Source organism: Pseudolysinimonas sp., from assembly GCF_044239695.1.
GTDB lineage: Bacteria > Actinomycetota > Actinomycetes > Actinomycetales > Microbacteriaceae > Pseudolysinimonas_A.
In genome coordinates this window covers 22,029-29,586 of record NZ_JBIIAW010000028.1, presented here as the reverse complement: position 1 = coordinate 29,586, position 7,558 = coordinate 22,029, and the positions used below count along the sequence as shown (strand labels likewise).

Sequence of the window (7,558 nt, the reverse complement as noted above, 5' to 3'; positions counted from 1 at the left end):
GCAGCGACGCCGGCGGTGGCGGGCTCACCAGTGCGGCCGGGATGCCGGTGCCGGGCGTCAGCAGCGTCCAGGCGGGCGGCCCGGGCACGGGGTCGACGACGCCCAGTGCGGCCGCGAACCGTCGCTCGCGCGGGGAGTCGCCCACGACCACGAGCCGCACGCCGTGCGCATCGCAGGCGGCGACCAGCCGGGCGCTCAGGTGCGGCGCCGAGGCCGCCGCGATCACGACCTCCGGCTTCGCGAGCGCGATCTTCGGGGCGAGCGCGTCCGCATCCGCCACCTCGGCGACGACGCGGTGCCCGAAGCGCTGCGCCTCCGCCCCGAGACGATCGACGTCGGCGACCGGGAGGGCGAGCCCGACGTCGCTCACGACGACCCCAGCGGCAGTCCCGACGGCACGACCGCGAGCGCATCGCCCTGCGCGATCGCCTGGAGCAGCCGGGCGACGCGGGTGCGCGGCACGAGCACCTCGACGGTCGACGCGGCACCACCCGAGCCGGCGATGAGTGTCTCGTCTTCGAGCACGCGCACGACCGTGGCCTGCGAGACGAGCACCACCGGGGTGCCGGCCTGGGTGTCGTCGAGAGCGCCGCCCTCGGGCAGCGCGACGCTCCAGACATCCACGAGGCTGCCGGTCTCGACGACGGTGCTGACGGGTCCGGCGAGTTGGAGCACGAGCGAGGTGGCCCGCTGTCCGTCGACGGAGCCCGCGGCCGAGACCGGCACGAGTTGCCCGGCGGCGACGGGTTGCGCCACGACGATCCCGTCGTCGGGGATGTCGCCGACGCCGAGGTAGAGCTCCTCGGCGCCGTCGAGGGCCACGCTCCGTTCCACGAGGTCGCCGGCGTCGACCCGATCGCCCGGCGCGAGCGACTCGCCGGCCGCGTAGACGACGACCCGGGTGTCGGCCGCTCCGACGAGCAGCGTCACCGCGGCGACCGAAGCGGCGACCAGCAGCAGTCCGATCACGAGCCGCACGTCGAGGGCGAAGCGACGGCGGGGGCTGGGGCCGGGCTCGTTCATCGATTCCTCCGGAGAAGTGGCGTGGACGGGCCCATGCTCACCCGTCGCCGATTCCGACGGCGGAAGTTCTCCACACCCCGGTTCGCGACCTGACGTGCGGCGGATAATCGGACCATGACGCACTCCGATCCCGCCGGACTCGCGCGTTTCCTCACCCTCGCCGATGTCGCGACGGTGCTCGCGATCTCGGTGCACCAGGCCTACGCGCTGGTGCGGTCGGGCGAGCTGCCGGCGATCAAGATCGGCGCGAGCGGCCACTGGCGGGTCGAGCACTCGGTCCTCGACGCCTACATCGCGGGCAAGTACGAAGAGAACCGCCGCCGCGGGATGTGGCAACAGGCGGAGTACGCCGACGTCGCCGAGCTCTTCGGCGACCGCTAGCCGCCCCGAGCGCGTTCAGAACCGCACGAGGTCGAGCGCGGCGAACGCGACGATCCGGATGCGGGACACCGACGCCGTGCGACGCGGCTCCCCCGGCGCGTGCTCGGCGAGGTCAAGGTGATCGCGGCCGACGCGATCGATCGTGCCGTGCCATCGCTCCCCGCCGACCCCGATCTCGACGGGAGCGCGCCGCCGACACAGGTCGCGCAGCACGAACGCGAGACCCAGCCGGGCCGAGAGCGCGGTCGGCGGTTCGGGCGCGGGGTCGAGGCGCAGGCTCGCGGCCAGCTGACCGCCGACGGGATCGAGGGTCGACACCGCCGCCAGCGGCACGATCGCCGATCGCAGCGCTCCGGCATCCAGTTCGCCCGCGATCCAGTCGCGCCCGATCGCGGCGACCGTGATCGAGACCCGCTCGGGTCCGCGGAGGGTGAGAACCAGAGGGGATGCCGGCGCGTCGGCGTGCACGGCCCGGACGCGGTCTCGGAGCGTGAGCCGCCCGAGGCGCAGTCGCTCCTCCTCGGCCAGCAGGTCGACCTCCTCGGCCCCGAGCTCGCTCTCGAGCTGGCTCTCGAGGTCGTCGAAGAGGTTCTGCCAGCGCATCCGGGCTATCCCGATACTCGCGCGGCCGTCATGCGGTCAGAGTAGTGACGCAACCTAGCGTCGCCGAGTCGCTTTCCACAGCCCGCTCAGGACTCGATGCCGCCCTGCTCCAGGTGCATGTAGCCGTTGGCAGCGCCGCCGTCGGTCAGCGCACGTCGCACCGAGTTCATCCAGTCACCGAGCCGCGCCGGGTCGGATCGCATGTACTGCATGAAGAGGACCAGATCATCACTCGGCTGATCCTCCACCGCGAGGTACCGCTCGACCAGGTAGAACGCCGCTCGGAACGCTTCGTCGAGCGAGAGCGTCGTCGGCAGCTTCACATCTACCGCTTCGGGCGAAAGGTCGGGCTCCCGACCGAATGTCGGCCACTCCGGTAGTCGCGGTTCCAGATCCATGAGTCCAGACTGGCCGACTCCGGAATGGGCGTCCACAGCGCCGAGGGCTTCTGCCAGCGCACGGCGCGACGTTATCCACGCCCCACTCCCGACGGGCGAGGTTATCCACAGTGGGAAGTAGTTCCCATTTACGCCCCTGGGGAGGCGTGGTCGGATGAGGCATCCCGCTGGGACGGGACGCACCGGAACCGATCAGGAGGCTACGGATGACTCACCAGCAGGCGGCGCAGACCGCGTTCGACGGCACAGCTGCGCTCCGACTCGAGCCGCGGTTCGCGGCCGACGACTTCTTCGATCAGCAGCCGACCCCGACCTCGGCGCTGCCCGACCCCCGGCCGCTCATCGAGAACCTGACGCGCTGCGTCATCGAGATCCTCGCCGGCGCCCGCGAACTCGACCAGATCGCCCGCTGGCTCACCGATGACGTCTACCGGCATCTGCTCAAGCGCGTCGTCCTGTCATCCCGGGCACGCCAGGCCAAGGGCGCTCCGGCGCTGCGGCCGACCTTCACGATCGGCTCGATCATCGTCTGCGAGCCGCGCGACGGGATCGTCGAGGCCACGGTCGTCGTGCGCGGGCGGGCACGAGTGCGCGCCGTCGCACTCCGGCTCGAGGGGCTCGACCGGCGCTGGCGGGCGACCGCCATCCACGTCCTCTAAGAGATCAGCGCTTCTTCTCCTGCGCCCGGCGCTGGGCCCGGTTCTGCGGCACCGGGGCGGCGGGAGCGCCGTCGCCCTTCTGCCCGAACGCCCCGCGCTGCGCGGGAGCCGCACCCGGGCGACCCTGCTGCGGGGCCGGCTGCTGGGTCGGAGCCTGGCGAGCGAACGCCGCATTCTGCTGCGCCGCCTGCTGCTGCGCGAGAGCGGTGGCCCGAGCCTCGACCTGGCCGCGCTGGTTGCGCACCTCGACCTCGCCCTGGGCGTCGGCGCTCGGCGCCGAGTACGACAGGTTCTGCTGCGGGGGCTGCTCGGCGTTGAGGCCGCGCGCGGCGATCCGCGCCTGGCCCGCGGCGTCGCCGGTGACCTGCACCTCGAGGTTGAACAGGAAGCCGATCGCCTCCTCGCGGATGGCGCCCATCATGCTCTGGAAGAGCGCGTAGCCCTCCCGCTGGTACTCGACGAGCGGGTCGCGCTGCGCCATCGCGCGCAGGCCGATCCCGTCCTTCAGGTAGTCCATCTCATAGAGGTGGTCGCGCCACTTGCGGTCGATGACCGAGAGCACGACGCGGCGCTCGAGCTCGCGCATCGCGGGGGCCCCGAGCTGTTCTTCGCGCTTCCGGTAGGCGACCTCGGCATCCGAGAGGATCTCCTCGGTGAGGCGCTTCGCCTTCAGCTGGCCCTTGCTGCCGACCTCGCTCAGCACCTCGTCGATCGTGATCGACACCGGGTAGAGGGTCTTCAGCTCGGTCCACAGCGCGTCGAGATCCCAGTCGTCGCTCGTGCCCTCCGACGTGTGCTCGTCGATGACCTCGGTGAGCACCCGGGTCAGGAACTGCTGCACGCGCTCGTGCAGGTCGTCGCCTTCGAGGATGCGGCGGCGGTCGGTGTAGATCGCGTCGCGCTGGCGGTTGAGCACGTCGTCGTACTTGAGCACGTTCTTGCGGATCTCGGCGTTGCGACCCTCGACCTGCGACTGCGCCGACCGGATCGCGCGCGAGACGAACTTGTGCTCGATCGCGACGTCGTCGGGGACTCCCGAACGCCCGAGCAGGTTCTCGACGGCGCCGGCGTTGAACAGGCGCATCAGGTCGTCCTGCAGCGACAGGTAGAAGCGGCTCTCACCCGGGTCGCCCTGGCGACCGGAACGACCGCGCAGCTGGTTGTCGATGCGGCGGGACTCGTGCCGCTCGGTGCCGAGCACGTAGAGACCTCCGGCCTCGACGACCTTCGCCGCCGCCGCCTCGACCTCGCGCTTGACCTCGGCGAAGACGGCATCCCACTGCGCCTCGTACTCCTCCGGAGTGTCCACCGGGGAGAGGCCGAGCTCGTGCATCTTCGAGGTGGCGATGAACTCGGCGTTGCCGCCGAGCATGACGTCGGTGCCACGTCCGGCCATGTTGGTGGCGACGGTGACGGCGCCGACCTGACCGGCCTGGGCGATGATCGCGGCCTCGCGGGCGTGGTTCTTGGCGTTCAGCACCTCGTGCTTGATGCCGCGCTTGGCGAGCAGCTTCGAGAGCTCGTCGCTCTTCTCGACGCTCGTCGTGCCGACGAGGATCGGCTGGCCCGTGCGGTGGCGCTCGACGATGTCCTCGACCACCTGCTGGAACTTGATCGCCTCGTTCTTGTAGACGAGGTCGGACTGGTCCTGGCGGATCATCGGCTTGTTCGTCGGGATCGGCACCACCCCGAGCTTGTAGGTCGCCATGAACTCGGCGGCCTCGGTCTCGGCGGTACCGGTCATGCCGGCGAGCTTCGTGTAGAGGCGGAAGTAGTTCTGCAGGGTGACCGTCGCGAGGGTCTGGTTCTCGGCCTTGACCTGCACGTTCTCCTTGGCCTCGATGGCCTGGTGGATGCCCTCGGAGTAGCGACGTCCGACGAGGATGCGGCCGGTGTGCTCGTCGACGATGAGCACCTCGCCGTTCATCACGACGTAGTCCTTGTCCTTCTTGAACAGGGCCTTCGCCTTGATCGAGTTGTTGAGGAACGAGATGAGCGGGGTGTTGGCCGACTCGTAGAGGTTGTCGATGCCGAGGTAGTCCTCGACCTTCTCGATGCCGGGCTCGAGCACGCCGACGGTGCGCTTCTTCTCGTCGACCTCGTAGTCCTCGCCCTCGACGAGCCGCTTGGCGACGTTCGCGAACTCGCCGAACCAGCGGTTCGCCTCGCCCGACGCCGGGCCGGAGATGATGAGCGGCGTGCGCGCCTCGTCGATGAGGATCGAGTCGACCTCGTCGACGATCGCGAAGAAGTGGCCGCGCTGCACCATGTCGGCGGTCTGCCAGGCCATGTTGTCGCGCAGGTAGTCGAAGCCGAACTCGTTGTTGGTGCCATAGGTGACGTCGGCGGCGTACTGCTCGCGACGTTCGGCGGGGGTCTGTCCGGCGAGGATGCAGCCGGTCGTCATCCCGAGGGCGCGGAAGACGCGACCCATCAGCTCCGACTGGTACGACGCGAGGTAGTCGTTGACGGTGACGACGTGCACGCCCTTGCCGGCGATCGCGTTGAGGTAGGCGGCGGTCGTCGCGGTCAGGGTCTTGCCCTCACCGGTCTTCATCTCGGAGATGTTGCCGAGGTGGAGGTTCGCCCCACCCATCAGCTGCACGTCGAACGGCCGCAGGCCCAGGGTGCGCTTGCTCGCCTCGCGCACCGCCGCGAAAGCCTCGGGCAGCAGGTCGTCGAGCGACTCCCCGTCGGCGTAACGGTCGCGGAACTGCTTCGTCTCGTCGCGCAGCTCGTCGTCGCTGAGGTCCTCGAAGTGCTCCTCGAGGTGGTTGATGGCTTCCGCGAAATGCTTCAGCCGACGGAGGGTGCGGCCTTCGCCGACGCGGAGGACTCTCTCCAGAACGTTCGCCAACGGGTGCTCCACTCGCTCTACCGACGGCACGCCGAAGACGCGCCGTTATCGGGGTGTGACTCTAGCAAGCGTAGCGAACCGCCTCCCTGACAATCGGAGGCGGTTCGCTGCGCGCGGACTTCGCTGAGAGCGGAGGCGCTTTCGCGCCTCCGCCGCGGTCCCAGCGCCGACGGCCGTCTCGGCCGTCGGGTCACGTCACCGCCGCTTGCGCTTGGTGCCGACCTCATCCGCCTGTTCATCGAGCGAGATCACCCCGTAGTTCCAGCCCTTGCGGCGGTAGACCACCGCCGGGTTGTCGGTCGTCGCGTCGATGAAGAGGAAGAAGTCGTGGCCGACGAGTTCCATGTGGTCGACGGCATCCTCATGCGTCATGCGCGCCGCGGGGAAGACCTTCTGGCGGATGACGACCGGGCTCCAGTCCTCCTCGGTCTCCTCCGTGGCGACGGGGATCTCGCCGGTGGCGACCGCTTCGAGCAGTGCCGTGCTCGCCGGCACGAGCTCGGCGACCCGACCGCTGCTCGCGGCCTCCCCGAGGGATTCGGGCCGACGCGCCCCGCGGTGGATCTTCTTGCGGTCCTTCGCCTGCCGGATGCGCTCGAGCAGCTTGTCGAGGGCGAGGTCGAAGGCGGCGTACTTGTCGCTCGCGGCCGCTTCGGCGCGGACGACGGGACCGGGGCCGATGAGCGTCAGCTCGACCCGGTCGTCACCGGTCGTTCCCCCGGTCTCGTGGTGCCGGATGACGCGGATCTCGAGGACGATCGCCTTGTCGGCGAGGTGGGCGACCTTCTCGGATTTCTCCGTGGCGTAATCCTCGAACCGATCCGGGATCTCGACTCCGCGACCGGTGATGGTGATGTCCATGGGCGTCCTCCTTCAGTTGCGCGGCATCCGCCGGAACCTCGTGAGGCCCCGCCATGAGTGCCTTTTCCTCACCGTAGACCCGCACCCTCGGGATGTCACGGGAAGATCACACTGAGTTGCTGAGTGTTCCCGATGAGCGTCCGTCGCGACGTGGGGTGGCCGCCAGGACGGCCGCCCCGACGACCTCGGCACCCGCCCCGCGCAGCACGTCCGCAGCCGCCGCGAGGGTGGCCCCGGTGGTCACGACGTCGTCGACGAGCAGCACCCGCAGGCCGTCGACCGGCCGGGCGAGCGCGAACACCCCGTCGAGGTTGCGGGCGCGCTCGGCGACCCCGAGCCCCTTCTGCACGGCGTGCGGGCGCGCCGGGAGGAACAGCGGGGACAGTCGGATGCCGGCGCGGGCCGCCAGCATCCGCACCGGCTCGAAGCCGCGCCGGCGACGCGCGGCCCGGGATGACGGGACGGCGACGAGTCGCACGTCGGGTGCCGCGGCGAGCGCCGAGGACACCGCCGCGGCGAAGGGCACGGCGAGCGCCGACGCGAGCCCCGCCCGCCCCTCCTCCTTCAGGGCGAGCATCGCGGCACGGGCCACCCCTTCGTAGGCGAGGCCGGCCGAGACGGGTCCGACGCCCGGTCGCGACGAGGTGGTGACGCGTGCGGCCAACGCGGGTGCGCACGCCCCGCACAGCGCGCGGCCCTCGAGCCCGCATCCCGCGCACGGCACCGGGAAAGCGAACGCGAGCGCGTCGAGAAGCCGCATCCGGCCAGCGTCGCCT

Annotated in this window: 8 protein-coding genes and 1 pseudogene; 2 read left to right on the top strand and 7 right to left on the bottom strand. The window is 70.6% G+C overall.

Annotated features, from left to right (window positions below; genetic code table 11):
- Positions 1–370 (bottom strand): annotated as a pseudogene (locus ACILQS_RS06380) (hypothetical protein); the annotation flags it as partial.
- Complete coding sequence (locus tag ACILQS_RS06375; protein WP_395639277.1) at positions 367–1,023, bottom strand: hypothetical protein; 657 nt, start codon at positions 1,021–1,023, stop codon at positions 367–369. The pseudogene ACILQS_RS06380 and the gene ACILQS_RS06375, both read right to left, overlap by 4 nt.
- Positions 1,024–1,137: 114 nt before the next feature.
- Here ACILQS_RS06375 and ACILQS_RS06370 point away from each other — a divergent pair, with 114 nt between their 5' ends.
- Positions 1,138–1,404: a helix-turn-helix domain-containing protein gene (locus ACILQS_RS06370; protein ID WP_395639276.1), complete on the top strand. Its 267-nt coding sequence runs from the start codon at positions 1,138–1,140 to the stop codon at positions 1,402–1,404.
- Positions 1,405–1,419: 15 nt separating this feature from the next.
- Here ACILQS_RS06370 and ACILQS_RS06365 read toward each other — a convergent pair whose 3' ends face one another.
- Complete coding sequence (locus tag ACILQS_RS06365; protein WP_395639275.1) at positions 1,420–2,007, bottom strand: hypothetical protein; 588 nt, start codon at positions 2,005–2,007, stop codon at positions 1,420–1,422.
- Positions 2,008–2,093: 86 nt separating this feature from the next.
- Positions 2,094–2,405, bottom strand: a complete 312-nt coding sequence (locus ACILQS_RS06360) for a hypothetical protein (RefSeq protein WP_395639274.1) — start codon at positions 2,403–2,405, stop codon at positions 2,094–2,096.
- A gap of 206 nt (positions 2,406–2,611) precedes the next feature.
- On the opposite strand from ACILQS_RS06360, the gene ACILQS_RS06355 reads away from it, so the two are divergent.
- On the top strand, positions 2,612–3,064 hold the full coding sequence (locus ACILQS_RS06355) for an Rv3235 family protein (RefSeq protein ID WP_395639273.1): 453 nt from the start codon (positions 2,612–2,614) through the stop codon (positions 3,062–3,064).
- A 4-nt stretch (positions 3,065–3,068) separates the two neighbouring features.
- Here the strand turns inward: ACILQS_RS06355 and secA are convergent, their stop codons facing one another.
- The 3 genes from secA to ACILQS_RS06340 form a co-directional block, all read right to left on the bottom strand.
- On the bottom strand, positions 3,069–5,921 hold the full coding sequence (secA, locus tag ACILQS_RS06350) for a preprotein translocase subunit SecA (protein ID WP_395639272.1): 2,853 nt from the start codon (positions 5,919–5,921) through the stop codon (positions 3,069–3,071).
- A gap of 195 nt (positions 5,922–6,116) precedes the next feature.
- The gene (gene hpf / locus ACILQS_RS06345) at positions 6,117–6,782 is read right to left on the bottom strand and encodes a ribosome hibernation-promoting factor, HPF/YfiA family (protein ID WP_395639271.1); all 666 of its coding nucleotides are present in this window, start codon (positions 6,780–6,782) and stop codon (positions 6,117–6,119) included.
- A gap of 106 nt (positions 6,783–6,888) precedes the next feature.
- On the bottom strand, positions 6,889–7,542 hold the full coding sequence (locus ACILQS_RS06340; RefSeq protein WP_395639270.1) for a ComF family protein: 654 nt from the start codon (positions 7,540–7,542) through the stop codon (positions 6,889–6,891).
- Positions 7,543–7,558 lie beyond the last annotated feature (16 nt).